Origin of the sequence: Streptomyces akebiae, from assembly GCF_019599145.1 — a bacterium.
Taxonomy (GTDB): domain Bacteria; phylum Actinomycetota; class Actinomycetes; order Streptomycetales; family Streptomycetaceae; genus Streptomyces; species Streptomyces akebiae.
Genome location: NZ_CP080647.1, coordinates 3,787,173 through 3,812,358 on the forward strand (window position 1 = coordinate 3,787,173; position 25,186 = coordinate 3,812,358).

Below are 25,186 nucleotides of genomic sequence, written 5' to 3' on the forward strand. Positions count from 1 at the left end.
CACCCTTCGCGGGTGCGCCCCGTACGGCTGTCGCGATGCGCCTCAGGCGGCGGGGCCGCCGCCGAGGGGCAGGCCGTTGACGCCGAGGCCCTTGGCGGGGAGCGTCTTGCCGACGGGGAGGCCGCCGAGCAGCCCGGCGACGGGGGCGGTGGGGCCCTCGGCAAGGACGTTGGTGACGGCGGGCTGGGCGGCTTCGAGGCCGGCACCGAGCGCGCTCTGACCCTGGGCGAGGGCGCCGGAGGCGGTCGGCAGCACCTTCGAGACGTTCTCCACGGGCAGTGCCTGGGTGACGGTGCCCAGGGCCTGGGAAGCGTCGGGGGCAGCCGGCGCGGCGTTCGCGGCGCCCGCGCCCGCAGCGGCGATGGCGGCACCGACGACGGCGACACCGAGGGTCTTGGCAGCAGACTGCTTCATGTTGAATGCGTCCTTGGAATGCGTTTGACGGGTGGTGAGCGGTGCCGAAACGTAAACACCAAAGTCCCGCCGGAGGCAAACATCGAAAAGCGGCCGCGTCGCCGTCGGCGTGACCGCTTCCCGATGTCGCTGTTCAGCCCTGTTCGTCAGCAGAACCGCTGGTGGAGGCCGTCTGGCGGAACAGCCATTCGGATTTCAACTCGGCATACCCGGGCTTGATCACGTCATTGATCATGGCCAGTCGTTCATCGAAAGGAATGAATGCTGACTTCATAGCATTGACCGAGAACCACTGCATGTCATCGAGCGTGTAGCCGAAAGCGTCGACAAGGTGCTCGAATTCGCGGCTCATGCTGGTGTGGGACATCAGCCGGTTGTCGGTGTTCACGGTGGCCCGGAAGTGCAGTCGTCGCAGCAGCCCGATGGGGTGCTCGGCGTACGAACGGGCGGCGCCGGTCTGGAGGTTGGAGCTGGGGCACAGCTCCAGCGGGATGCGCTTGTCGCGGACGTAGGAGGCGAGGCGGCCGAGCTTCACGGAGCCGTCCTGGTGCACCTGGATGTCGTCGATGATGCGGACGCCGTGGCCGAGCCGGTCGGCGCCGCACCACTGCAGGGCCTGCCAGATGGAGGGGAGTCCGAAGGCCTCGCCGGCGTGGATGGTGAAGTGGTTGTTCTCGCGCTTGAGGTACTCGAAGGCGTCGAGGTGGCGGGTGGGCGGGTAACCGGCCTCGGCACCCGCGATGTCGAAGCCGACGACGCCCATGTCGCGGTAGCGGTTGGCGAGTTCGGCGATCTCCAGGGAGCGGGCCGCGTGCCGCATCGCGGTGAGCAGGGCACCGACACGGATGCGGTGGCCGTCGGCCCTCGCCCGCCGCTCGCCTTCGCGGAAGCCCTCGTTGACGGCCTCGACGACCTGTTCGAGGGTGAGCCCGCCTTCGAGGTGCTGTTCGGGGGCGTAGCGGACCTCGGCGTAGACGACGCCGTCGGCTGCGAGGTCCTCGGCGCACTCGGCGGCGACGCGGAAGAGGGCGTCGCGGGTCTGCATGACGGCGACGGTGTGGGAGAAGGTCTCCAGGTACCGCTCCAGCGAGCCGGAGTCGGCGGCCTCGCGGAACCAGACGCCGAGTCGGTCGGCGTCGGTCTCGGGGAGGTGGGAGTACCCGTTGTCGCGGGCGAGTTCGACGATGGTTCCGGGGCGCAGGCCTCCGTCGAGGTGGTCGTGCAGCAGAACCTTGGGCGCCCGGCGGATCTGGTCCGAGTCCGGGGTGTTACCGGTCGGGTCGGTCTGGTTCGTCATTTTCGCACGATAACGCCTACGCGCGTAGAGCGCCTGTCGGGCGGTCCTGTCGATACCCAACGGTGACCCACAGGACGGGTGGCGTACACCATGTCTTCTGACACTGTTCTGTCATGGCGCAGCAAGCAATGCCGGTACGTACGCCCCGACTTGGGCGGACGATCGGCCCGGAGCCGAGCACGGTCAGCGGGGTCGTCCTGCTGCTCCCGGCCGGCGACGAGGCATCCACCCGCAGACCCTCCCCCATGATGGCCACGGCATCCGTGCGCGCCCTCGGCCGCCGGCTCGCCCGCGCGGGCCGTACGGAGGGGCTGGCCACGCATGTCGTGCACTACCGCTACCGGGGATGGAACGGCTCGGAGGCGCGGCTGGCGCGGGACGCCGAGTGGGCCACGGACGAGGTCGTCCGGCGTTACGGAGATGTCCCGGTGTGTCTCGCCGGGCTCCACATGGGGGCGCGGGCCGCGCTGCACGCGGGTGGGCACGAGGCCGTCAACTCCGTGCTGGCCATCGCTCCCTGGTTGCCCGAGGAGGATGTGGCGGCGCCGCCCGAACCGGTGAAACAGCTGGCCGGGCGGCGGGTGCTGATCGTGCACGGGACCAACGACGAGCGGGTGGATCCCGAATTGTCGTTCCGGTTCGCGGCGCGGGCGAAGAAGACCAACCCCGACATCTGCCGCTTCGAGGTGCACGCGGACCGGCACGGGTTGACGCAGTACCGGGACGAGGTGCATGCGTTGGCCTCGGACTTTGTGATGGGGGTGCTGTTCGGGAGGGCGTTCGCGCGGCCCGTCGAGGACGCGTTGGCCGCTCCGCCGCCGTTGGGATTGCGGATGCCGCTCGCCTCCGGCTTCGGGGTGGCTCGCTCCCAGAGGCGTGGTTGAGGACCGTATCGCGGCCTCCGGCCCGGTGGGGCCTCTCGCGCGGTTCCGTGCGCCCCTGCGGGGCCGGCCGCGGCTTGCGTCAGTCGTGGAGGAGGCGTCCTCTTCTGGAGAGCAGGAACTTCTTGAAGGCCGCCACCGGGGGTGTGTCCGGGTGGCCGTCGAGCCAGGCGACGCCGATTTCCCTGGCCGCTCTCGGGGCCGTGACCGTCAGTTCCACCACTCCCGGCCGGGGGACGGCCGGGGGCGGGAGGAGAGCCACGCCGAGGCCCGCCGCCACCAGGCCCCGTAGTGTCTCCGCCTCCTCCCCCTCGAAGGCGATACGGGGTTTGAAGCCGGCCTCCTTGCAGAGGTCGTCGGTGATGCGGCGCATGCCGTAGCCGGGTTCGAGGGTGACGAAGGTTTCGTCGGCGGCCTCGGCGAGGCGGACGCGTTTGCGGGCGGCCAGGCGGTGGTCGGCGGGGACGACGAGGCGGAGCTTCTGTTCGTCGAGGCGGCGGGCCACCAGGTCGGGGGCGTCCGGGACGGGAGAGGTGAGGCAGAGGTCGAGTTCGCCGGCGCGGAGGCGTTCGAGCATGGCCTCGCCGTAGTTCTGGACCAGGCTGAAGCGGACGCGGGGGTGCTCGGCACGGAAGGCCTGGAGGAGGCCGGGCACCGTCTCGGCACCCATGGTGTGCAGGAAGCCGAAGGCGACCTTTCCCGTGGCGGCGTCGGCGTCGGCGCGGACCTCGTCGGCGGCGCGTTCGATCTCGGTGAGGGCGCGCTCGACGGAGGCGTGGAAGGTGCGGCCGGCGTGGGTGAGGGAGACCGTGCGCCCCCGGCGGGCGAACAGGTCGACGCCCAGGTCCTGTTCCAGCCGGACCATCGCCCGCGACAGCGTCGACTGCGGGACCTGCATCTCCTGTGCGGCACGGGTGACGTGCTCGGTGCGGGCGACCCCGGCGAAGTAGGCGAGGCGGGGGGCCAGGCGCAGGACGATGTCTTCGATGTGCTCGATGTCTTCTGTGTCACCGGACGGTGACAGCCGGGTCTCTGACCTCTGCTGATGCATCACGGGAACGATTATGGGGGTTCCATGCATTGGACGGATGAATGACGCCGTACGTAGTTTCGAGGCATGCCTTCCGCGAGTACCGAGGCGTCCACCAGGGTGGGCGCCGGATCAGCCGTCATCTCCGCCAAGCCCTCCGACCCCGCCCCCCGCACCGTCGATTCCCGTGTGGCCCCGGGCGGGCCCGGCTACCGGCGGATGAGCCTCGCGCTGTTCCTCGCGGGTGTCGCGACCTTCGCTCTCCTGTACTCCACGCAGGCACTGCTGCCGCTGATCTCGGACGGTTTCGGAACGACGGCGAGCGCGGCCAGTTGGACGGTGTCGGCGGCGACGGGCGCGCTGGCGCTGTTCGTGCTGCCGATGAGCGCGCTGTCGGAGCGGTTCGGGCGGCGTACGGTGATGACCGCGTCGCTGGCGGTCGCGGTGACGGTCGGGCTGCTGATCCCCTTCGCGCCCTCGCTGGGGGCGCTGGTGGTGCTGCGGGCCGTGCAGGGTGCCGCGCTGGCCGGGGTGCCGGCCTCGGCGACCGCCTACCTCGCCGAGGAGGTGCGGCCCAAGGCGCTCATCACCGCGATCGGTCTCTTCGTCGCCGGCAACAGCGTCGGTGGCATGAGCGGTCGGGTCGTCACGGGGTGGATCGCCCAGGAGTGGGGCTGGCGGGTCGCGCTGGGCGTGCTCGGGGTGATCGCGGTCGGGTGCGCGGTGGCCTTCCGGCTGCTGCTCCCCGCGCCGAAGCACTTCGTCGCCGGGTCGCTGCGGCCCCGGGTGCTGGGCCGTACGGTCCGGGCGCACCTCGCCGATCCGCTGCTGCGCCGGCTGTACGCGATCGGCGCGCTGTTCATGACGGTCTTCGGCGCCGTGTACACGGTGATCGGTTACCGGCTGGCCGACGCGCCCTTCTCCCTGCCGCAGGGGGTCATCGGGTCGATCTTCCTCGTGTACCTGGTGGGTACGGTGTCGGCGTCCACCGCCGGGACGCTGGTGGGGCGGCTGGGGCGTCGGGGCACGTTGTACCTGGCGGGCGGCACGACGACGGCCGGTCTGCTGGTCTCGCTCTCCGACTCGCTCCCGGTGGTCCTGCTCGGCCTCGTCCTCATCACCGCCGGCTTCTTCGCGGGACACGCCGCCGCGTCGTCGTCGGTGAGCCACACGGCGAAGGAGGGCCGGGCGCAGGCGTCGGCGCTGTACCAGTCGGCGTACTACGCGGGCTCCAGCGCGGGCAGCACGCTGGGGGCGGTGGCCTTCCACGCCGGCGGCTGGGGCGGCACGGTCGCCCTGGGGCTACTGGCGGTGCTGGGCGTGGTGGGGATCACCGTGGTGGGGTCCCGCGCGGCTCGGCGGACGCCGGTGCCGGTGCGCTGAGCTCCGTCTCACCGCTCGCCCTGAAAGAGCACGCGGGGCGCTCACAACCTCTCTGACCTGCCCCTTCTTCTCTTCGCCAGGCCATTGTCAGTGGGCTGCGGTAGCTTCCGAGGTGGTGCGCAAGGGTGCGTGCGACGGAGTGAGCCACAGGGGTGGGTTGGCCATGAGTGACGGTACGGCGACGGCGGAACTGGACGTCCGGCTGGAGAAACACCGGGTCGAGCTGACCGGGTACTGCTATCGGATGCTGGGGTCGTCCTTCGAGGCCGAGGACGCCGTTCAGGACACGATGATCAGGGCCTGGCGGAGTTACGAGAAGTTCGAGGGGCGATCCTCTCTGCGCTCGTGGCTCTACCGCATCGCCACGAACGTCTGCCTCGACATGCTGACCGCGGGGAACAAGCGGGCGCGGCCCATGGATCTCACCGACTCGACGCCCCTCGCGCAGGCCGCCCTCTCCCCCCGCCCCGACAACACCTGGCTGGAGCCGGTGCCGGACGCCCGGGTGCTGCCGACCACCGACGATCCGGCGGAGGCCGCCGTGGCCAAGGAGTCCGTGCGGCTGGCGTTCGTCGCGGCGCTGCAGAAGCTGCCGTCCAAGCAGCGGGCGGTGCTCATCCTGCGTGAGGTGCTCGCGTGGAAGGCCAGCGAGGTCGCCGAGCTGCTCGACACGTCCGTCGCCTCGGTGAACAGCGCCCTCCAGCGAGCCCGGGCGACCCTCGCCGAGAGCGACGGGCAGATCGCGGCGGCCGATGTCTCCGACCCGCTCGACGACGACCAGCAGAAGCTGCTGGAGCGCTATGTGGCCGCCTTCGAGGGGTACGACATGGCGGCGCTGACGGCCCTGCTGCACGAGGACGCGGTCATGACGATGCCGCCGTTCGACCTGTGGCTGACCGGCACCGGCGACATCACCGGGTTCATGACCACGCTCGGCGCGCCCTGCGCCGGATCACACCTCGTCCCGGTCGCGGTCAACGGGCTGCCGGGCTTCGCGCAGTACAAGCCGGACCCGGAGAAGGGCGGCTTCAGCGCGTGGGCCGTGCAGGCGCTGGAGATCTCAGAGGGCCGGATCGCCGGATTCCACTGCTTCCTCGACACCGCCCGGTGGTTCCCCCTCTTCGACCTGCCCCTCCACCTCGAAGGCAAGCCCGACCAGGGCCAGTAGCGCGCGCAGCGCCGGGTCGGGGTCCCGCAGCCGTATCCGGCCCCCGGCCCGGCGGGCGGTGAGCTGCATGCGGGCCAGTACGTCGACGGCGGCCAGGCCGGGTGGGCCGATACCGGCGACATCGCACAGCACGATCCCGCCCCCGGTCCTGTCCAGTCGCGCTCGTACCTCGGCACAGAGCCGAGGCGTCTCGTCCCGGGTGACGGGGCCTGGCAGCACGAGTACGGCGGGTGTCGTCGCGTCCACGATCTGTAGACCGGGCGAGGTCACGCAATTCATCGGTGGCTGAGGACGCCCCGTACCGGCGAACCTACTTGGTGGGGAACACGCTCGTATCCAGGGCGAACGCGAAGGGCTCGGGGAGTTCGATCGCGTCGCCGAACTTGCCCGCGCGCAGTACGCGGTAGACGTCGCCCTTCGGCTCGCCGTAGAGCGTCACCGTCGGACCGCCCGGCGCCCAGCTGTCGATGAGCAGGTACAGCGGTACTCCCGCCTGTGCGTAGCCCGCCGCCTTCTTGATCCGGTCGTTGCTCGCGTTGGACTTCGAGGTGATCTCTACGACCAGTTCGGCGGCGGCTGCGGGGATGTAGTTGCCGTCTCCTTCGGCGTACAGGGCGTCCCTGGGCGCCACAGCGAGGTCAGGAATGTAGAGCCCCGCACGAGACGGTACGGCCGCGCCCAGCGTCTGATAGATCCCCCAGTCTTCAGGGATCTCCCGATAGAGGCGACGCTGCACGCGGTCGGCAATGTCGTTGTGGGCGATGGACGGCGGTGGCGCCACGGTGACGATCCCCTCGATGATCTCCACCTTGCAGCCCTCGGGGGCGTCCGTCTCCTGCCGGATTCGGACGAGGTCGTCCCACTCGTGGCCACTGGCCGTCGCGTGGTCGACAGTGAGTGCGCTCATGGCGGTTCTCTCCCATCGGTGCGTCACCGACTACAGCATGCCGAACGGGACCGGCGCCGGTCCACCGATCCCGTTCACCCGAATGGGAAAGATGCAGGTCAGGCGATGCGGTCCAGCACGATCGGGGTCGGCGTGTACGCCGTGCCCGGCGCCCCGATGTCGTACGAGCCCTCCACTGCCTGCAGGGCGTAGTCGAAGCGCTCAGGCGTGTCCGTGTGCAGGGTCAGCAGGGGCTGGCCCTCGGTGACCGTGTCGCCGGGCTTGGCGTGCAGTTCGACGCCGGCGGCGGCCTGGACCGGGTCCTCCTTGCGGGCGCGTCCTGCGCCCAGGCGCCAGGCGGCGATGCCGATGTCGTAGGCGTCGAGGCGGGTCAGGACTCCGGAGGCGGTCGCCTTCACCACGTGCTGCTCGCGCGAGGTCGGCAGCGGGGCGTCCGGGTCGCCGCCCTGAGCGGCGATCATGCGGCGCCAGGCGTCCATCGCCGAGCCGTCGGCCAGCGCCTTCGCCGGGTCGGCGTCCTTCACTCCGGCCGCGTCGAGCATCTCGCGGGCCAGGGCGAGGGTGAGTTCCACGACGTCCGCCGGGCCGCCGCCCGCCAGGACCTCGACCGACTCGCGGACTTCGAGGGCGTTGCCGGCGGTCAGGCCCAGGGGGGTCGACATGTCCGTCAGGAGGGCGACCGTCTTCACGCCGTGGTCGGTGCCGAGGCCCACCATCGTGGAGGCCAGCTCGCGGGCGTCCTCCAGCGTCTTCATGAAGGCGCCCGTGCCCACCTTCACGTCCAGGACCAGCGAGCCGGTCCCCTCGGCGATCTTCTTGGACATGATGGAGGAGGCGATCAGGGGAATCGCCTCGACCGTGCCGGTGACGTCGCGCAGCGCGTACAGCTTCTTGTCCGCCGGGGCCAGGCCGTCGCCCGCCGCGCAGATGACCGCGCCGACCTCGTCCAGGACGTGCAGCATCTCCTCGTTGGAGAGGAGGGCGCGCCAGCCGGGGATGGACTCCAGCTTGTCCAGGGTGCCGCCGGTGTGGCCGAGGCCCCGGCCGGAGAGTTGCGGCACCGCGGCGCCGCAGGCCGCCACCAGCGGCGCCAGAGGCAGCGTGATCTTGTCGCCGACGCCGCCCGTGGAGTGCTTGTCGGCGGTGGGGCGGGACAGGGACGAGAAGTCCATGCGCTCACCGGAGGCGATCATCGCGGCCGTCCAGCGGGCGATCTCGCGGCGGTCCATGCCGTTGAGGAGGATCGCCATGTTGAGGGCGGCCATCTGGTAGTCGGCGACCTCGCCGCGGGTGTACGCGTCGATGACCCAGTCGATCTGTTCGTCGCTGAGTTCGCCGCGGTCCCGCTTGGTGCGGATGACTGAGATGGCGTCCATGGCCATGGCTGTCCTTCCGGAGTCTGGGAAGTGCGCGGCCCCTCCGACCGTTCGTCAGGAGGGGCCGCACGGGAGTTACTTGGTGAGATGGCCCGGGCCGAAGGCCTGGGGCAGCATCTCCGAGAGGGGCAGGATTCCCGCCGGGGTCTCCAGCAGGAGGCCGGGGCCACCGAACTCGTACAACAGCTGCCGGCAGCGGCCGCAGGGCACGAGGATCTCGCCCTTGCCGTCGACGCAGGTGAAGTGCGTCAGCCGGCCGCCGCCCGTGCGCTGCAGTTCCGAGACCAGTCCGCACTCGGCGCACAGGCCGAGGCCGTACGAGGCGTTCTCGACGTTGCAGCCGGAGACCGTGCGACCGTCGTCGACACGGGCGGCCACGCCCACCGGGTAGCCCGAGTACGGGGCGTACGCGTGGGACATGGCGTCCCGCGCGAGCGCGCGCAGCTCGTCCCAGTCGGCCTCGGCCGGTGCGCCGGCGGTCACTTGCCCTGGCCCTTGCGGTACGGCAGTCCGTCGGCCTTCGGCATCCGCAGCCGTTGGGCGGAGAGCGCGAGGACGACCAGGGTGATGACGTACGGCGTGGCGGCGACGACCTGGTTCGGGACCTCGTTGGTGGTCGCGTACCAGGCGAAGACCAGGGCGCCGACGACGAAGGTGATCGCGGCGGCGACGTACTTCTTGCGCACGGCCTGCCAGATCGCGCCGATGACCAGCAGGAGGGCACCGAGGAGCAGGAGGGCGTGGACGTTCTCGGAGCCGCCGCGCAGGTTGAGGCTGTCGGTGTATCCGAAGAGGCCGGCGCCGAGGGCGAGGCCGCCCGGCATCCAGTTGCCGAAGATCATCGCCGCGAGACCGATGAAGCCGCGGCCGCTGGTCTGGCCCTCCAGGTAGAAGGGGTTGGCGACGATGGAGAGGAAGGCTCCACCGAGGCCGGCCAGACCGCCGGAGATGATCACGGCGAGGTACTTGTACTTGTAGACGTTGACGCCGAGGGACTCGGCGGCGACCGGGTTCTCACCGCAGGAGCGCAGCCGCAGACCGAAGGCGCTGCGCCACAGGATCCACCAGGTGGCGGGGATCAGTGCGACGGCGACGAGGGTCAGCCACGAGACGTTGGTGACCAGACCGCCGAGCAGGCCGGCGAGGTCGGAGACGAAGAACCAGCCCTTGGAGTTGAGTTCGGTCAGCGCGTCCGACAGTCCCGGGATGGTGAAGTCACCGATGGACTCGACCGGCGGGGACTGCTTGGCCGAGCCGCCCTGGTGGCCCTCGAAGGCGAGGGGGGCCAGGTAGCGGGTGGCGCCGAGGGCGAGGATGTTGATGGCCACACCGGAGACGATGTGGTTGACGTTGAAGGTGACGGTGACGAAGGCGTGCAGCAGACCGCCGATCGCGCCGCCGGCGATGCCGACCAGGACGCCGGTCCACGGGCCGTACTGGAAGCCGGCCCAGGCACCGAACCAGGTGCCGAGGATCATCATGCCTTCGAGGCCGATGTTGACGACGCCCGCGCGCTCGGCCCACAGACCGCCGAGGCCGGCGAGGCCGATCGGGACGGCCAGCTCCAGCGCGGTGGACATCTGGCTGACGTTGGTGATGCCGTCCGCGCCGGTGATGATACGGACGATCGAGGTGAGTGCCAGGACGCCGGCGATGACCAGCAGCAGCACGGGCAGCGACATCTTGCGCCCGGTGGGGGCGGTCGGCTCCAGTGAGGGCTGGTTGAGGTCGGTCGCGGTGGTGCTCGTGGTCATCGGCCCGACACCTCCTTCTTGACGTTGTTGTTGTCGGAGGCGTCCGCGCCGAGGACGTTCCCGGCGGCGAGTTCGGCGCCGACCCGGCGCTGCTGCCGGCGCAGGCCCCACTCGCGGACGGTCTCGTAGGAGACGACGACCGAGAGCACGATCAGGCCCTGCATGATGACCGCGATCTCCTTGTCGTAGCCGTGGAAGTCCAGCTCGGGGGAGGCCTTGTCGAGCCAGGCCCACAGCAGGGCGGCGAAGGCGATGCCGACGGGGCTGTTACGGCCGAGGAGGGCGATGCCGATACCGAGGAAGCCGATACCGGTGGGGAAGTTGAGGCTGTAGGTGTGGGTGTCGCCGAGCAGGATCGGCAGGCCCGCGAGGCCCGCCACGCCGCCGGAGATCAGCATGGCGGTGAGGATCATGCGCTTGGGGTCGACACCGCTGGCCGCGGCGGCCGACTCCGAGGCGCCGGAGGCCCGCAGGTCGAAGCCGAAGCGGGTGCGGTTGATGACGATCCAGTAGCCGACGCCGAGGAGGACGGCGAGGAGGACCAGGCCGTAGATCTCGCCGGCCTTGCCCATGTCGATGCCGGGCACCCAGCCCGACTCGGCCATCTCGCCGGTGGTGTTGTTGTTGCCGACCTTGACGCCGAAGACGTCCGGCAGCCAGAGGTAGCCGATGACGGAGGTCGCGATCGCGTTCAGCATGATCGAGGAGACGACCTCGCTGACGCCGCGGGTGACCTTGAGGACACCGACGATGGAGGCCCAGAACGCGCCGGTGCAGATCGCGGTGAGCATCAGCAGCGGGATCTGGAGGAACGCGGGCAGGTCGACGTGGGCGCCGACGATCGCGGTGATCATGGCACCGAGGAGGTACTGGCCGTCGACGCCGATGTTGAACAGGTTCATCCGGAAGCCGATGGCCACCGCGAGGGCCGCGATGTAGTACAGCGAGGCCTGGTTGATGATCCGGACCTGGATGTCGGAGAACGAGGCCTGTTCGAACATGATCGTGAACGGCTCGACCGGGTTCTTGCCGGACGCCAGCAGCACGATCGCGGTCAGTGCGAAGGCCACGGCGAGCGCGAGGACCGGTCCGGCCACCGCGAGGAGCACACGCTCCTTGTCGAACTTCTTCATCAGCGGGCCTCGTCTTCCGGGGCGTCCTGGGTCTTCGACGGACCGTCGGCCGGGGGCTGCGGGGACTCGGGGGCCTTGCCCGAGGTCTCGGGGGTCTCTTCGTGTTCGAGGTGGCCGGTGACGGCGCCGGTCATGGCCGAGCCCAGCTCCTCGGGGGTGATGGTGGCCGGGTCCGCGTCGGCGACCAGCTTGCCGTTGTAGATCACCCGCAGGGTGTCGGACAGACCGATCAGCTCGTCCAGGTCGGCGGAGATCAGCAGCACGGCCAGGCCCTCGCGGCGGGCCTCGCGGATCTGGTCCCAGATCTGGGCCTGCGCGCCGACGTCCACACCACGGGTGGGGTGGGCGGCGATCAGGAAGCGCGGCTTGTGGCTCATCTCGCGGCCGACGATCAGCTTCTGCTGGTTGCCGCCGGAGAGGGAGGCGGCGGTGACGTCGATGCCGGGGGTGCGGACGTCGTACTCGGCGACGATCCGGCGGGTGTCCTCCTGGGCGGCCTTCGGGTCGAGCCAGACGCCCTTGGCGTTGGGCCGCTCGGTCACATGGCCGAGGATACGGTTCTCCCAGAGGGGGGCCTCCAGGAGCAGACCGTGCCGGTGGCGGTCCTCGGGGATGTAGCCGACGCCCTGCTCGCGGCGCCTGCGGGTGGCCCAGGTGGTGATCTCCTCGTCGGCGAGCGAGATCGTGCCGGAGTCGGCGGACTTCAGGCCGATCAGGGCGTCGACCAGCTCGGTCTGGCCGTTGCCCTCGACGCCGGCCAGGCCCAGGACCTCGCCCGCGTGGATGGTGAAGCTGATGTCGTCGAGCAGGGCCTTGCCGCCGACGGCCTCCAGGCGGAGGTCCTTGACGGTGAGCACGGGGCGGTCGGTGACCGTGGACTCGGCCGTCTCGGGGGTGGGCAGTTCGCTGCCCACCATCAGCTCGGCGAGCTGGCGCGGGGTCGTCTGGGCGGGCACGGCCGTGCCGACGGTCGTGCCGCGCCGGATGACGGTGATCTCGTCGGCGACGGACAGCACCTCGCCCAGCTTGTGGGAGATGAAGATGACCGCGAGGCCCTGCGCCTTGAGTTCGCGCAGGTTGGCGAAGAGGGAGTCGACCTCCTGGGGCACCAGGACGGCGGTCGGCTCGTCGAGGATCAGGGTGCGGGCGCCCCGGTAGAGGACCTTGAGGATCTCCACGCGCTGGCGCTCGGCGACACCCAGCTCCTCGACCAGGACGTCGGGGCGGACCCCGAAGCCGTACCGCTCGGAGATCTCCTTGATCTTGCGGCGGGCCTTGGCGCCGATGCCGTGGAGCTTCTCGCTGCCGAGGACCACGTTCTCCAGGACCGTGAGGTTGTCGGCGAGCATGAAGTGCTGGTGCACCATGCCGATGCCGCGCGCGATGGCGTCGGCCGGGGAGGAGAACGAGACCTGCTCGCCGTCGACCGCGATGGTGCCCTCGTCCGGCTTCTGCATGCCGTAGAGGATCTTCATCAGGGTCGACTTGCCGGCGCCGTTCTCCCCGACGAGGGCGTGGACGGTGCCCTTGCGGACGGTGAGGTGGATGTCGTGGTTGGCCACGACGCCGGGGAATCGCTTGGTGATCCCGGCAAGTTCGACGGCGGTCACCGAGTCGTTGACCGCCGCGTCGGCCGGAGGGCTGCTGGACGCGTTGATGGCGCACTCTCCTGGGAAAGGGGGGTCGTCTACGCGCGTAGCGCCCCTACGGCATCGAAATTGGGCGGCGACGCACCGGGACAACGGGGTACAGGGAGCGATACTCCCCGTGCCCCGTTGAGCGGACGTAACCCCGCGGTTACCGGCGACTTCGGGAGGGTCTCGGTGGTGTCCGAGATCCCCCTCGGTCGCCCGGCTGGTCGTGGTGTGGCTGGGTCGGTCGGTCTCGACCTCGATCAGCTGGTCTTGACCTTGATCTCGCCGCTGATGATCTTCTCCTTGGCCGTGGCGATGGCCTCCTGGAGCTCGGTGTCGCTCTTGAACTTCGGGTTGGAGTCGGCGAGGCCGACCTCGCCGGTCTTCAGATCGCCCCTGACGATACCGGTCGCGGGCTTGCCGTCCTCGACCGACTTCGCCAGGTTGTACACCGCCTTGGCGACGTCCTTCGTCGCCGAGGTCAGGATGTAGTCCTTGTACTTCGCGAGGGCTTCCTGCTTGTACTGGTCGGAGTCGACGCCGATCGCCCAGATCTGGTCGACCTCGGCGGCCTCGATCACGCCCTGACCGGAGAGACCGGCCGCCGCGTAGATGACGTCGGCCTTCTTCTCGATCTGGCCCTCGGCGGCCGTCTTGCCCTTGTCGGGGCTGGAGAAGCCGCCCTCCTCGGCCGTCTGGGTGAGGTACTGGGTGAGCACCTGGGCCTTGGGGTTGGTGTCCTTGACGCCCTGCTCGAAGCCCGCCTGGAACTTGTGGATCAGCGGGATGTCCACGCCGCCGACGAAGCCGACCGTGTTCGTCTTCGTGACCTTGGCGGCCGCGACACCGGCGAGGTACGAGGCCTGCTCCTCGGAGAAGACCAGGTCCGCGACGTTGTCCAACTGGACCGTGGAGTCGTCCACGATGCCGAAGGTGGTGTCCGGGTACTGCTCCGCGGCGGCCTTGACGGCCGTCGCGTAGGCGTAACCGACGCCGACGACCGGGTTGTAGCCCTGCTTCGCCAGGGAGACCAGGCGCTGCTCCTTGTCGGCGTCCGTCTCGCCCTCGGTGGGCTCGATGTCCTGCGTCTTGTAGCCGAACTCCTTCTTCGCCTGCTCCAGGCCCGCGTAGGCCGCGTCGTTGAAGGACTGGTCGCCCTTGCCACCGACGTCGTACGCGATCGCGAGGCCCAGGTCGCCCTTGGAGTCGGCGGAGGACGAGGCGTCCGTCGACGTACCGCCGCAGGCGGAGAGGGTGAGGGCGAGGGAGGCGGTCGCTGCGCCTGCGACCGCGAGGCGGGAAACCCGGCGCATGGTGTGGTGCTCCTGTCGTACAGCGCCGGAGGGTACTGGTCAGTAGTGCTGCACAGCGTCGGCGCCTCATATGGCTTTCGCCGCAGAGTAACGCGCGTAGACCCTCCGGGTGAAGACCGGTGGACCACGTTGTTATGGGGCCGTGTTGCAAGGGGCCCGGGGGTTGCGGGGGCGCGTGGTGGGGGTGGTTCCGGCCGAGTCGCGGCCGCGGGTGCGTCATGGCTGGTCGCGCGGTTCCCCGCGCCCCTTGAGGTCCGCCGCCCTCACCAGCGGCCACAAGTGAGGCGGGGTGGGTGTACGTGTACACCCACCCCGCCTCAGCACTCTCGCACCAGGGGGACCGTTACTCGGTCTTCACCTTGATCGTGCCGTCGATGATCTCTTCCTTGGCCTTGGCGACCGCGTCCGTGAGGCCGGCGATCTCGGCCATCTTCGGGTTGGAGTCGGCCAGGCCGACGCCGTCGACCTTCAGGTCGAAGGTCTGGACACCGGTGAGGGGCTTGCCGTCCTCGACGGACTTGGCGAGGGCGTAGACCGCGCCACCGACGTCCTTGAGGGCGGAGGTGAGGATGTAGTCCTTGTAGGGGGCCAGGGCCTCCTGGTTGTACTGGTCGGAGTCGACGCCGATCGCCCAGACCTTGGCCTTGGCGGCGGCCTCGATGACACCCTGGCCGGAGAGGCCGGCGGCCTGGTAGAGGACGTCCGCGTTCTTCTCGATCTGGCCCTCGGCGGCGGCCTTGCCCTTGTCGGGGCTGGAGAAGCCGCCCTCCTCGGCCGTCTGGGTCAGGTACTGCGAGATGACCTTGACCTTGCCGCCGCTGGTGTCCTCGACGCCCTGCTTGTAGCCGGCCTCGAACTTGTGGATGAGCGGGATGTCCACACCGCCGATGAAGCCCACGGTGTTCGACTTGGTGGCCTTGGCGGCCGCGACACCGGCGAGGTAGGAGGCCTCCTGCTCGGCGAAGACGAGGGACGCGACGTTGTCGCCCTCGACGACCGAGTCGACGATGCCGAAGGCGGTGTCCGGGTACGCCTTGGCGGCGGCCTCCATGGCGGGGCCGTAGGCGAAGCCGACACCGATGACCGGGTTGTAGCCCTGCTTGGCCAGAGACTCCAGACGCTGCTGCTTGTCGGCGTCCGTCTCGCCCTCGGTGGGCTCGATGTCCTCGGTCTGGTAACCGAACTCTTTCTGAGCCTTCTCCAGGCCCGCGTACGCGGCGTCGTTGAAGGACTGGTCGCCCTTGCCGCCGATGTCGTACGCGATCGCGAGGCCCTTTTCACCCTTCGTGGTCTCGCTGTCGCCGTTGCCGCTCTCGCTGCTCGTGCCACCACAGGCCGTGGCGGCCAGCGCCAGCGACGCGACCCCCACCGCGACGCGGGTCAGTTTGGAAATCCGACGCATCTTGAAGTTCCCCATCTTCTCCAAAGCCCCGCAGCCGGGTGCTCAGTTCGGCGCACATTAACGCGCGTAGACCCTCCTGGGAACGGGGTTTCGACAGGCCGTTATCCATTCGTGCCGGTGGCCGTTACGCCCTCGTGAACCAGGGGATCGAAAGGGACGTGTCGGACACGGCACTCTTCCCGCCCCTCGCGATCCGTGCACGGGGGGTGACTCCAGCGTGAAGGTGCGCGGTCCGTACGGGGGTCGTACGGACACGCGCACCAGGCTGCCGCGAGGGTGGGCGGGGCGCAAGCCGAGGGGCCCGGAGGGGTTACCGGCCCGCCGCGTCGAGGACGCGCATGCGGGCGTCCAGGAGGGCGGCGGCGGTGAAGAGCTCGACGCCCACGGTGATGGCGTGTTCGTCGGCGTCGAAGTCGCCCTGGTGGAGGTCGCGGACGGTGAGGTCGCCCGGACGGCGGACACCGAGGCGGGCCATGGCGCCGGGGACGTGCTCCAGGTACCAGGAGAAGTCCTCGCCGCCGAGGCTCTGCTCGGTGTCCTCGACGGACTTGACGCCGCGGCGGGCCACCATCGAGTCGTGGAGCAGTTCGGTGACGACGGGGTCGTTGACGACCGGCGGAACGCCCCGGATGTAGTTGATCTCGGGCTTGGCCCGGTGCATGACCGCGACCTCCTGGACCGCCTCGTGGATCAGGTCGGGAGCCTGCCGCCAGGCGTTGATGTCCAGGCAGCGGACGGTGCCGGAGAGCTCGGCGTGCTGCGGGATGACGTTCGGCGCGTGGCCCGACTCGATGCGGCCCCAGGTCACGACGAGCCCGGCGCGGGCGTCGAAGCGGCGGGCGACCAGCGCGGGCACGTCGGTGACGACCCGGGCGGCGGCGGTGACGAGGTCGGTGGTGAGGTGCGGGCGCGCGGTGTGGCCGCCCGGACCGTCCAGGGAGAGCTCCAGCCGGTCGCAGGCCGAGGTGATGGGGCCGTGGCGCAGCCCGATGCGGCCCGCGTCGACGCGGGGGTCGCAGTGGACGGCGATGATCCGGCCGACGCCTTCGAGCGAGCCGGTCCTGATCACGTCCGCGGCGCCGCCCGGCAGCACCTCCTCGGCGGGCTGGAAGATCAGCCGGACGGGGCGGGGCAGCTCTCCCCTGCGGTGCAGGTCGGCGAGGACGAGGCCGGCGCCGAGGACGACGGTGGTGTGCACGTCGTGGCCGCAGGCGTGGGCGCGGTCCGGGACGGTGGAGCGGTAGTCGCAGTCCACCTTGGTGTCCGGGATGGGGAGGGCGTCGATGTCGGCGCGCAGGGCGAGCGCGGAGTGGTCGGCGCCGCTCCAGTCACCGATGTCGCAGATGAGTCCGGTCCCGGTCTCGAGCACACGCGGCCTGAGCCCTGCCTTCTCCAGGCGGGCCTTGATCGCGGCGGTCGTACGGAACTCCTGGTTGCCGAGCTCCGGGTGCATGTGCAAGTCGCGGCGGAACGCGACGAGTTCGGCACGCAGGGCTTCCGGCAAGGTGCCGGGGAGCGACGCTTCGGCTTCCCCTGGCAGATCGGCCTCGGACTCTCGGGACATCAGTTGGTTCACCCTCTGAAGGGTAGGGCGATCGGGCGACCTTCTCACCCTCGATCAACAAAAAATCAGCCTGTAAGGGGAAGTTTTCCGGCCGCACAACGCATACGTATTGGCAGAGATGGGTATACCCGCCCGCCTTTCGGTGCGGGTGACCCTCGGAGACAGGAGCGCCGGGTTTGCCCGCGAATCCCATCGTCCAAACGTCCAGGGGTGCCCGGACGATTCCCACACTCCACCCTTACCACGTATCCGCCGCCCCACGGCGCCGGAACCGTCACCAGCGCGCGACCGGTCCGCTACGTCATGTGTTCGAGACTTCGGCCGGAACACCGCTGTGAGGAGGGGGGACGGGTGCGCTGGCCTGCGGTTGTGGGGACGCGCGGGGGTGCGGGCGACGAGAGGATCGACCGGGTGGTGCACGCGCGCCGGGGGTGACAGGGATCACGGGCGCAGCCGGACCGCGCCCGGTCGTCTCAGGCGGAGGCCACCGATGACAGCCGGTGGACGTCCCGGGCCGTGCCCGTGACGCCCGACAGGAAGCCCTGGGCGCGGGGGGAGGCGTTCTCGGTGAGCCAGCCGGGGTCGATGTCGCAGACGGCGACACGCACGTCCGTCCCGGCCAGGGCCAGGGGCAGGGTGTGGACGACCGTCGACGGGAAGCTCAGGATCGTCCGGCCGATGGGGCCGCGGCGGGCGATGAGTTCCAGGGGGAGGTCGGGGCGGACGATCTCCAGGCCGGTCTCCGCGCCGAGGGCGTGGAGTTTCTCGGCGCTCTCCCGGCGGTGGGCGAAGTAGCGGGTGGCGCCGTGGACCTTCGCGAGGGAGCGGACGGCTTCGAGGTAGCGGTCGCCGTCCACCACTCCGGTCTCCACGAGGGAGGTGCCCACGAGGTCCGCGCCCTTGGTGATGCGGGGCGGGCCGAAGCGGGAACGGGTCCAGGCGAAGGCGTTGGCGGTCACGAAGACGCCCTCGGGGGTCTCGTCGATCGGCATGGAGGAGAAGACCTCGACGCGTCGGCCGGCGGCCGGTGTGAGGCGTTTGCGGGCCTTGGAGGAGACCGGGGCGAAGATCAGGTCGCGGGGGCCGGGGCGGCCGCCCTTGCGGTGCCAGCGCACGAGGCGTTCGCCCCGGGCCAGCTGGGAGACGAACTCCATGGTGGCGGTGCCGTCGTCGACGACGACCACGTCCGCCGCCCGGGTGATGGTCAGCAGCAGCTGGACGTAACGGGAGAAGGGGTCGCCCAGGACGATGCGGCTCGCGGCGCGCAGCAGCGGGGCGAGGCCGCCGACGGTGCGGAAGGGGGCGGCGGTGCCGCCGCGCGCCTCCTCCCAGCGCACCTCGTGGCCCTCGTCCCGGGCCAGCTCCGCCATCCGGCGCAACTGGCCACGGGTCATGGGGTCGTTGGGCGACAGGACGACCAGGGTGAGCCCCGCGCCGCCGGAACCGAAGGGCCCCGCACCGGGGTCCTCGGGAGTGCCGAGGGCGTGGGTGTGCGCCCACTCCAGCACGTTCAGGAGCTGTACCGGGCTCTCGACGAAGGCGAGAGTGTGGGGACCGGCGGTTCCGGCGCGGGGGCTCATCGACGTATGTCCGTCGCTTCCGTGAGTACGGATCTACTGGGGTCGGGTGTCAGACGCCGACCGGCTCGCCCGCCGCCACCGCGATCTCCGCCTCGGCGACGACGCCGGTGACACGGCGCAGCTTCTTCATGGGGCCGAGCTCGGAGTCGTAGACCTTCTTGACGCCGTCGCCGAGGGAGGCCTCGATGGTGCGGATGTCGCGGACCAGGCGCGTGAGGCCCTGGGGTTCGACGGAGGCGGCCTGGTCGGAGCCCCACATGGCGCGGTCGAGGGTGATGTGGCGCTCGACGAAGGTGGCGCCGAGGGCGACGGCGGCGAGCGTGGTCTGCAGGCCCGTCTCGTGGCCGGAGTAGCCGATCGGGACGTTCGGGTACTCGGCCTGGAGGGTGTTGATGACGCGGAGGTTGAGCTCCTCGGCCTTGGCCGGGTACGTCGAGGTGGCGTGGCAGAGCAGGATGTTGTCGGAGCCGAGGACCTCGACCGCGTGGCGGATCTGCTTCGGGGTCGACATACCGGTGGAGAGGATGACCGTGCGGCCGGTGCCGCGCAGGGCGCGCAGCAGCTCGTCGTCGGTCAGGGAGGCGGAGGCCACCTTGTGGGCGGGGACGTCGAACTTCTCCAGGAAGGCGACGGCCTCGGTGTCCCACGGGGAGGCGAACCAGTCGATGCCCTTCTCCTTGGAGTACTCGTCGATCTGGCGGTACTCGTCCTCACCGAACTCCACGCGGTGGCGGTAGTCGATGTAGGTCATGCGGCCCCAGGGGGTGTCGCGCTCGATGTCCCACTGGTCGCGGGGGGTGCAGATCTCGGGGGTGCGCTTCTGGAACTTGACGGCGTCGCAGCCGGCCTCGGCTGCGGCGTCGATCAGCTTGAAGGCGTTCTCCAGCTCACCGTTGTGGTTGATGCCGATCTCGCCGACGACGTACACGGGGTGACCCGGGCCGGCGGTCTTCGAACCGAACGTGCGCAGACGGGAGTTGGTGCTCATGGTGGGACCAGTTCCTTACTTGTCGAGGGGGTCGAGAGAGTCGAGAGACGGACCGAGGATCCAGCCGGCGATCTCCCGGATCGCGCCTTCACCGCCGGGGACGGTGGTGACCGCGCGTGCGGCGCCGCGTACGACGTCGTGGGCGCTGCCGACCGCCACGGGCCAGCCCACGAGGGCGAAGCACGGGAGGTCGTTGACGTCGTTGCCGACGTAGAGCACGCGCTCCGGCGCGATGCCCTGCTCCTCGCACCACTGCTTCAGTGCGAGGTCTTTCCGGTCGATGCCGTGGAGCACCGGGATCTGCAGCTTCCGGGCCCTGGCGGCGACGACCGGGTTCTGTTCCGTGGACAGGATGAGCATCTTCAGGCCGCTCCTGCGGAGGGCCGCGATGCCGAGTCCGTCCCCGCGGTGCACGGAGACGAACTCCCGTCCGTCGGAGTCGATCAGCACCCGGTCGTCGGTCTGGGTGCCGTCGAAGTCGAGGACCACGGCGTCGATGTCGTCGTAGGTGGGGAGGGCGCCGGGCCGGTTCGCGTCGAAGAGCGGCGCGAGGGCCTGGGCGCGGGCGAGGTCGTGCGGGTCGTCGATCTCCAGGACCCGGGCGGGGTCGGTGCGGACGAGTTCCGTACGGCCGAAGAAGCGGTGCTGGTGCTTGCGCAGGCCGGCCGCGTCCATGGCGTAGGCGGCGCCGGTCTCCAGCAGGTCCTGGGGGCGGTCCTGGCGGCGGGGGCGGAACGCCTTGTCGTGGTTGACGCCGTAGCCGCCGGGGGTGGGGGCGTCGCCGGCCGGGGCGAAGTCCTGGCCGGCCTCGGCGGCGGTGTCCGTGGGGAGGGCTCCCGGCCCGGTGGCGGTGCGGGCCTCGCCGTGCGTGCCGTGCGCCGTGGCGCCGCCGGTCACCGTGGCCCCGGGGTGGTTCGCCTCGCCGTCGGTGAACTCGTCCGTGGTGTCCCGCCAGATGAAGCCGTGGAACGGGGCGACCGTGAGGGAGGTGTCGGCGCCGTGTTCGACGACGGCCCGGGCCACGCCGTCGATGTCCTCGCGGAGGATGAACGGGCTGGTGCACTGGACGAGGAGGACGACGTCGACCGGGGCGCCGTGCCGGGACTCGTGGGCGTCCAGGGCGTGCAGGACGGCGGCCTCGGAGGTGGCGGTGTCCCCGGCGATGGCGGCGGGACGCAGGACGACCTCGGCGCCGGACTCACGGGCGGCGGCGGCGATGGCGTGGTCGTCGGTGGAGACGACGACGTCCGTCACCAGCCGGGCGGCGAGGCACTCGCGGACCGCGCGGGCCACCAGCGGAACGCCGCCGACGGGGGCGAGGTTCTTCGCGGGGACGCCCTTGGAGCCGCCCCGCGCGGGGATCACGGCGAGGACGCGGCGGGCGGAGGTCGCCGTTCCCGCTTCCGGGTTGGACATGGGGTGAACTCCTTGCGGTGCGTGCGAAGGCGTCGGGCGGCGGCTCACAGCTCCCCCATCCGGCGGATGACGGGCGCCACGCGCTGCACTCCGTGGCGGTAGGCGCCGCGCGCGGCCCGGCGCACGATCTGCCGTACGGGCCCGGCCCGCCGGTCGGCGGCGGGTGCCCCGGGCAGCGGGGCGCCGTCGGGGCCGAGGTGATGGCGGGCGAGGATGCCGGGGAGGTAGCCGGGCGCGGTGACGGGTGTGTAGTACGGCGCGAGGGGCGGCAGTTCGGGCGCCGCGACCAGCTTCGCGACGCGGGTGCGGGCCGCGTCGAAGGCGGTGGCGTACGAGCCTCCCCCGGACTCCGTCCGGGAGGTGCCCCCAGCCGCCACGCCCTGGCGGGCCACCCACTCCGGGTCCGGCGCCGGCTCGTACCCGGCGTCCAGCTGGTCCCAGGAGGCGAGGCAGCCGGAGCCCACGAAGTGGTGGTTGCCGAGGGTCTCGCGGATCCCGAGGTCGGTGAGGACGACGGTGGGGATCCGGCGGTGCAGCGACTCCAGGGCGGCCGTGGAGCTGATGGTGACCAGCAGGTCGGTGGTGTCGAGGACCTCGCCCATGTTCCCGTACACCAGGCGGAAGTTGGCGGGCGCGCCGCCGGGGAGCCGCTGCACCAGCTTCTGGTACGGCAGTTCCTCGATGTGCGTGGTGTGCTCGCCCGGCTTGGAGCGCAGCTTCAGCAGCACCTCGCGGTCCGGGTGCAGCGTCGCGTGCTGGACGAGACGGTTCAGCAGGTACGTACGGTCCCTGAGGTTGTCCGGGACGGACGGCTGTACGGCGAAGACGACCGTGTAGGGCCTGCGCCCTTGCTCCGCGGAGGGGTCCTGGTTGCCGGCGTACGGCCTGCCGCCCAGGAAGGGCAGGGCGACCTCGGTGACCGAGGAGGCGTCGGCGCCCACCCCCTCGTACACGGCCCGGAAACGGTCCGCGTCCTGGCGGGAGTTGGCGAGGACGAGGTCCGCGCCGTGCCGCAGCAGCAGACCGTCGGCGAGCTTCTCGTAGACGACACCGACGTAGCCGGTGACGACCACGGGCCGCTTCGCGCGCCCGGCCCAGGACCGGCGCAGGCCGTGCAGCATCGCCTGGACGCCCCCGCCGACGAGGGAGAGCACGATGACGTCGTACGCGTCCTCGCCGGTGTCCTTCTCGGTGGTCTCCTTCATGGCGCGCAGGAATTCGAGGCCGGTCACCTCGCGCAGGGAGTCGGCGCGGACGCCGACCTCCTGGAGCTGGCGGGCGGTGGGGGTGGCACGGCCGCGCAGGAGGAAGCCGTCCAGGCGGATGTCCGCATCCTCCGGAGCGAGACGCTTCGCGGTGAGCGCGCCCCATTTCCATCGGGTGTCGGAATCCGCGAGTACGGCGACTCGCAGGCTGTTCGTAGCACTTGCTGGCACATCGAAGACGCTAGGAAGCGATTCCGTTGAACGGCCCAACCAGAATGCAACAAAGGGTTAACAGCACATCGCCGAACGGCGAATCGGGGCGCGAAAAGCGTGGGAAAGTGCCTGGTTCACGGTACCGCCACGCGTCGTTCACCTGGCATCAAGCAGGTGGTCAAGACGAATGCCGGAGGGCCGCCTAACGTCACGGGGGTGGTCAAGCTCTCCGTCATCGTGCCGTTCTACAACGTGCAGCAATACGCGCCCGACACCCTGAAGAGCCTCGGAGCCAACGCTCGTGAGGACTTCGAATTCATTCTCGTCGACGACTGTTCTCGCGACGAGACACCGGACATTCTCGCGCGCGCGGAGCGCGAACTGCCGGGGGCGGTGTACGTCAGACACGAGAAGAACGGAGGACTGGCGACCGCGCGCAACACGGGCATCGACAAGGCCCGCGGCGAGTACCTGACGTTCCTCGACGGGGACGACTGGCTCGCCCCCGGCTACTACCACCAACTGCTCGGCGCCATCGAGGACTTGGGCTGCGACTTCGTCCGCACGGACCATGTCCAGTGCACGGGGCGGGCCCGCTCGATCCACCGGGTGCCCAACGGGCGGCGGGGCGTGGTGATGAACCCGCGCGACGCGATCCTGCCCGCCGACCGCTCGACCTCCGTCGACTACGCGTTCGCCTGGGCGGGCATCTACCACCGCCGACTGGTCGACAGGGGCGTACTGCACTTCACCCACGGGCTGCGCACGGCCGAGGACCGGCCCTGGATCTGGAAGCTCCACCGGGAGGCCGATTCGTTCGCCACGGTGGGACTGCTGGGCGTCTTCTACCGGCGTGGTGTGGCTTCTTCGCTGACCCAGATCGGTGACGTACGGCAGCTCGATTTCATTCGCGCATTCGACCAGGTCATCGCGGAGACCGCGCGGGACCGGGACGCGGACAGACTTCTCCCCAAGGCCGTGCGCACCTATTGCGCGATTATCTCCCACCATTTGGGATCCATCGAAAGGTTCGAGCCGGCGGTGGCACGGAAACTCAAGTCGATGAGCGCGGTCGCGCTGCGCCGAATGCCGCAGGACGTCCTCGACGAGGCCCTCGATTCCATGGACGTCCAGCGCGCCACCCGGCTGCGTCGGCTGCGCCGCCGTCCCGCCGCCACGGGGGTCGCCGCATGACCACGCAGATCTTCATGGCGTCCACGCTGTACGGCGTGGCCACACTGGCCGCCGCCCTGGACACCGAGTGCTTCCGCCCCGCCTCCCGGCGCATCCTGCTGGTCTCCAACAACGCGGCGACCCCGGAGACGGCCCCCGGCCCGGACGAGATGCCCGGTTTCGAGCGGCTGCGCTCCCGCGTCGACGAGGTGATCTCCTGGAACGAGACCATCTCCCCCTTCCACCCCGGCGGTTGGTCCCCCCGCTTGGACGACGTTCCGCTGTGGGAGCGGCATCTGCGGCTGCTGTGGAACCTGGGTGACGACGACGTCGAACTGGCCGTGGAGTCCATCCAGGTCCACCCGGCGCTCGGCTTCGCCCAGATCTTCACCGGCGCGCCCGTGACCGTGTACGCCGACGGCCTGATGAGCTACGGCCCCACCCGCAACAAGATCGATCCGCTGGTCGGCACCCGTATCGACCGTCTGCTGCACCTGGACCTCGTACCGGACCTCAAGCCCCTGCTGCTCACCGAGTTCGGGGTCGAGGCGGAGATCGTGCCGACGGACGCCTTTGTGAAGGTGCTGGCCGAACTCGTCGACACGGGCGACGAGTTGCCCGCGATCGAGGAGCCGGCGCTGCTGCTCGGCCAGTACCTCTCCGCGCTCGGCATCCTCACGGCCGAGGAGGAGGAAGACCTCCACGTACGGATGCTGAAGGGCGCGGTCGCGCTCGGACACACCACCGTCGTGTTCAAGCCGCACCCCAGCGCCCCCGCCCGTTGGTCGCGCGGTCTGGAGAAGGAGGCGGAGCGGCTCGGCGCCGCCCTGACCGTGCTGGACACGCCGGTCCTCGCCGAGGTGCTCTACCAGCGGATGCGTCCGGCCCTGGTCGTCGGCTGCTTCTCGACGGCCCTGCTCACCGCCTCCGCGCTGTACGGCCTCCCCGTCGCCCGCGTCGGCACGGGAACGCTGCTGGACCGGCTCGCCCCGTACGAGAACAGCAACCGGGTGCCCGTCACGATCGTGGACGCGCTGCTGCCGGAGCTGGGCGACGCGGCGGCGGTCGCCTCGCAGCGGCCGGGCGCGGCGGTGTCCGACCTCAACAGCCTGGTCCGGGCGGTGGGGTTCGCGATGCAGTCGAAGATCTATCCGTCGCTGCGGGCGGAGACCGAGGCATATCTGACGCGGCATCTGAGCACGCACACGCTGCGGTACTTCAAGCGGCGGCGGTTGACCTCGCTGGGATTGCCCGGGGGCATTCCGGTGCAGCTCGCGTTCATTCCGCGTAACGCGACGGTGCGGAGAGTCGCTCGGCGGGCCCGGTCGCTCAAACGGGCGACTTTGGGGTGAGCC

At 70.5% G+C, this 25,186-nt stretch carries 22 protein-coding genes; 5 read left to right on the plus strand and 17 right to left on the minus strand.

Annotation, left to right across the window (positions count from 1 at the left end; translation table 11 throughout):
• Window positions 1–42: 42 nt before the first annotated feature.
• Window positions 43–414 carry an ATP-binding protein gene (locus K1J60_RS16175; RefSeq protein ID WP_220646835.1) on the minus strand — a complete coding sequence of 124 codons (372 nt, stop codon included), beginning with the start codon at window positions 412–414 and terminating at the stop codon, window positions 43–45.
• Window positions 415–547: 133 nt separating this feature from the next.
• Entirely contained in the window at window positions 548–1,711 is a 1,164-nt protein-coding gene (locus K1J60_RS16180) for an adenosine deaminase (protein ID WP_220646836.1), read from the minus strand.
• Between the two features lie 113 nt (window positions 1,712–1,824).
• Between K1J60_RS16180 and K1J60_RS16185 the strand changes: the two genes are divergently transcribed.
• Window positions 1,825–2,595 carry a S9 family peptidase gene (locus K1J60_RS16185; RefSeq protein WP_220646837.1) on the plus strand — a complete coding sequence of 257 codons (771 nt, stop codon included), beginning with the start codon at window positions 1,825–1,827 and terminating at the stop codon, window positions 2,593–2,595.
• A 79-nt stretch (window positions 2,596–2,674) separates the two neighbouring features.
• Here the strand turns inward: K1J60_RS16185 and K1J60_RS16190 are convergent, their stop codons facing one another.
• Complete coding sequence (locus K1J60_RS16190; protein ID WP_398683231.1) at window positions 2,675–3,646, minus strand: LysR family transcriptional regulator; 972 nt, start codon at window positions 3,644–3,646, stop codon at window positions 2,675–2,677.
• A 63-nt stretch (window positions 3,647–3,709) separates the two neighbouring features.
• Here K1J60_RS16190 and K1J60_RS16195 point away from each other — a divergent pair, with 63 nt between their 5' ends.
• Together K1J60_RS16195 and K1J60_RS16200 are read left to right on the plus strand one after the other, a co-directional pair.
• Entirely contained in the window at window positions 3,710–5,005 is a 1,296-nt protein-coding gene (locus K1J60_RS16195) for an MFS transporter (protein ID WP_220646838.1), read from the plus strand.
• 163 nt (window positions 5,006–5,168) lie between these two features.
• Window positions 5,169–6,173, plus strand: coding sequence for a sigma-70 family RNA polymerase sigma factor (locus tag K1J60_RS16200; protein WP_220646839.1), 1,005 nt, complete (start codon window positions 5,169–5,171; stop codon window positions 6,171–6,173).
• Here the strand turns inward: K1J60_RS16200 and K1J60_RS16205 are convergent.
• The 14 genes from K1J60_RS16205 to K1J60_RS16270 form a co-directional block, all read right to left on the minus strand.
• Window positions 6,066–6,452 (minus strand): STAS domain-containing protein, encoded by a 387-nt coding sequence (locus K1J60_RS16205; protein WP_220646840.1) that lies wholly within the window; start codon window positions 6,450–6,452, stop codon window positions 6,066–6,068. The two genes, K1J60_RS16200 and K1J60_RS16205, sit on opposite strands and share 108 nt — an antisense overlap.
• Before the next feature lie 31 nt (window positions 6,453–6,483).
• Complete coding sequence (locus tag K1J60_RS16210) at window positions 6,484–7,080, minus strand: Uma2 family endonuclease (protein ID WP_220646841.1); 597 nt, start codon at window positions 7,078–7,080, stop codon at window positions 6,484–6,486.
• A gap of 98 nt (window positions 7,081–7,178) precedes the next feature.
• Complete coding sequence (locus K1J60_RS16215; protein ID WP_220646842.1) at window positions 7,179–8,462, minus strand: thymidine phosphorylase; 1,284 nt, start codon at window positions 8,460–8,462, stop codon at window positions 7,179–7,181.
• Window positions 8,463–8,531: 69 nt separating this feature from the next.
• A complete protein-coding gene (locus K1J60_RS16220) occupies window positions 8,532–8,939 on the minus strand; it encodes a cytidine deaminase (protein WP_184904314.1) in 408 nt (135 codons plus the stop codon).
• Window positions 8,936–10,210 carry an ABC transporter permease gene (locus K1J60_RS16225; RefSeq protein ID WP_220646843.1) on the minus strand — a complete coding sequence of 425 codons (1,275 nt, stop codon included), beginning with the start codon at window positions 10,208–10,210 and terminating at the stop codon, window positions 8,936–8,938. The genes K1J60_RS16220 and K1J60_RS16225 overlap by 4 nt, the downstream gene beginning before the upstream one ends.
• The gene (locus K1J60_RS16230; RefSeq protein WP_220646844.1) at window positions 10,207–11,343 is read right to left on the minus strand and encodes an ABC transporter permease; all 1,137 of its coding nucleotides are present in this window, start codon (window positions 11,341–11,343) and stop codon (window positions 10,207–10,209) included. The genes K1J60_RS16225 and K1J60_RS16230 overlap by 4 nt, the downstream gene beginning before the upstream one ends.
• Entirely contained in the window at window positions 11,343–12,953 is a 1,611-nt protein-coding gene (locus K1J60_RS16235) for an ABC transporter ATP-binding protein (protein ID WP_220646845.1), read from the minus strand. Before K1J60_RS16235 ends, K1J60_RS16230 begins: the two co-directional genes overlap by 1 nt.
• Window positions 12,954–13,237: 284 nt before the next feature.
• Window positions 13,238–14,290 carry a BMP family lipoprotein gene (locus tag K1J60_RS16240; protein WP_220646846.1) on the minus strand — a complete coding sequence of 351 codons (1,053 nt, stop codon included), beginning with the start codon at window positions 14,288–14,290 and terminating at the stop codon, window positions 13,238–13,240.
• A 343-nt stretch (window positions 14,291–14,633) separates the two neighbouring features.
• Entirely contained in the window at window positions 14,634–15,692 is a 1,059-nt protein-coding gene (locus tag K1J60_RS16245; protein WP_220646847.1) for a BMP family lipoprotein, read from the minus strand.
• Between the two features lie 310 nt (window positions 15,693–16,002).
• The gene (locus K1J60_RS16250; RefSeq protein ID WP_184904325.1) at window positions 16,003–17,256 is read right to left on the minus strand and encodes an amidohydrolase; all 1,254 of its coding nucleotides are present in this window, start codon (window positions 17,254–17,256) and stop codon (window positions 16,003–16,005) included.
• A 473-nt stretch (window positions 17,257–17,729) separates the two neighbouring features.
• On the minus strand, window positions 17,730–18,836 hold the full coding sequence (locus K1J60_RS16255) for a hypothetical protein (RefSeq protein ID WP_220646848.1): 1,107 nt from the start codon (window positions 18,834–18,836) through the stop codon (window positions 17,730–17,732).
• Window positions 18,837–18,885: 49 nt separating this feature from the next.
• Window positions 18,886–19,824, minus strand: coding sequence for an N-acetylneuraminate synthase family protein (locus K1J60_RS16260; RefSeq protein WP_220646849.1), 939 nt, complete (start codon window positions 19,822–19,824; stop codon window positions 18,886–18,888).
• A 15-nt stretch (window positions 19,825–19,839) separates the two neighbouring features.
• On the minus strand, window positions 19,840–21,240 hold the full coding sequence (locus K1J60_RS16265; protein WP_220646850.1) for an N-acylneuraminate cytidylyltransferase: 1,401 nt from the start codon (window positions 21,238–21,240) through the stop codon (window positions 19,840–19,842).
• A 44-nt stretch (window positions 21,241–21,284) separates the two neighbouring features.
• Window positions 21,285–22,676 (minus strand): DUF6716 putative glycosyltransferase, encoded by a 1,392-nt coding sequence (locus K1J60_RS16270; RefSeq protein ID WP_220646851.1) that lies wholly within the window; start codon window positions 22,674–22,676, stop codon window positions 21,285–21,287.
• Between the two features lie 198 nt (window positions 22,677–22,874).
• On the opposite strand from K1J60_RS16270, the gene K1J60_RS16275 reads away from it, so the two are divergent.
• Both K1J60_RS16275 and K1J60_RS16280 read left to right on the plus strand, forming a co-directional pair.
• Complete coding sequence (locus K1J60_RS16275) at window positions 22,875–23,852, plus strand: glycosyltransferase family 2 protein (protein WP_220646852.1); 978 nt, start codon at window positions 22,875–22,877, stop codon at window positions 23,850–23,852.
• Window positions 23,849–25,183: an alpha-2,8-polysialyltransferase family protein gene (locus K1J60_RS16280; RefSeq protein WP_220646853.1), complete on the plus strand. Its 1,335-nt coding sequence runs from the start codon at window positions 23,849–23,851 to the stop codon at window positions 25,181–25,183. Before K1J60_RS16275 ends, K1J60_RS16280 begins: the two co-directional genes overlap by 4 nt.
• Window positions 25,184–25,186 lie beyond the last annotated feature (3 nt).

Excerpts from the sequence above, each read along its gene's own strand:
- K1J60_RS16175 (WP_220646835.1), bottom strand. The coding sequence starts at position 414 with ATGAAGCAGTCTGCTGCCAAGACCCTCGGTGTCGCCGTCGTCGGTGCC.
- K1J60_RS16180 (WP_220646836.1), bottom strand. The coding sequence starts at position 1,711 with ATGACGAACCAGACCGACCCGACCGGTAACACCCCGGACTCGGACCAG.
- K1J60_RS16185 (WP_220646837.1), top strand. The coding sequence starts at position 1,825 with ATGGCGCAGCAAGCAATGCCGGTACGTACGCCCCGACTTGGGCGGACG.
- K1J60_RS16195 (WP_220646838.1), top strand. The coding sequence starts at position 3,710 with ATGCCTTCCGCGAGTACCGAGGCGTCCACCAGGGTGGGCGCCGGATCA.
- K1J60_RS16200 (WP_220646839.1), top strand. The coding sequence starts at position 5,169 with ATGAGTGACGGTACGGCGACGGCGGAACTGGACGTCCGGCTGGAGAAA.
- K1J60_RS16205 (WP_220646840.1), bottom strand. The coding sequence starts at position 6,452 with ATGAATTGCGTGACCTCGCCCGGTCTACAGATCGTGGACGCGACGACA.
- K1J60_RS16210 (WP_220646841.1), bottom strand. The coding sequence starts at position 7,080 with ATGAGCGCACTCACTGTCGACCACGCGACGGCCAGTGGCCACGAGTGG.
- K1J60_RS16215 (WP_220646842.1), bottom strand. The coding sequence starts at position 8,462 with ATGGCCATGGACGCCATCTCAGTCATCCGCACCAAGCGGGACCGCGGC.
- K1J60_RS16225 (WP_220646843.1), bottom strand. The coding sequence starts at position 10,210 with ATGACCACGAGCACCACCGCGACCGACCTCAACCAGCCCTCACTGGAG.
- K1J60_RS16230 (WP_220646844.1), bottom strand. The coding sequence starts at position 11,343 with ATGAAGAAGTTCGACAAGGAGCGTGTGCTCCTCGCGGTGGCCGGACCG.
- K1J60_RS16240 (WP_220646846.1), bottom strand. The coding sequence starts at position 14,290 with ATGCGCCGGGTTTCCCGCCTCGCGGTCGCAGGCGCAGCGACCGCCTCC.
- K1J60_RS16245 (WP_220646847.1), bottom strand. The coding sequence starts at position 15,692 with ATGCGTCGGATTTCCAAACTGACCCGCGTCGCGGTGGGGGTCGCGTCG.
- K1J60_RS16250 (WP_184904325.1), bottom strand. The coding sequence starts at position 17,256 with ATGTCCCGAGAGTCCGAGGCCGATCTGCCAGGGGAAGCCGAAGCGTCG.
- K1J60_RS16255 (WP_220646848.1), bottom strand. The coding sequence starts at position 18,836 with ATGAGCCCCCGCGCCGGAACCGCCGGTCCCCACACTCTCGCCTTCGTC.
- K1J60_RS16260 (WP_220646849.1), bottom strand. The coding sequence starts at position 19,824 with ATGAGCACCAACTCCCGTCTGCGCACGTTCGGTTCGAAGACCGCCGGC.
- K1J60_RS16265 (WP_220646850.1), bottom strand. The coding sequence starts at position 21,240 with ATGTCCAACCCGGAAGCGGGAACGGCGACCTCCGCCCGCCGCGTCCTC.
- K1J60_RS16280 (WP_220646853.1), top strand. The coding sequence starts at position 23,849 with ATGACCACGCAGATCTTCATGGCGTCCACGCTGTACGGCGTGGCCACA.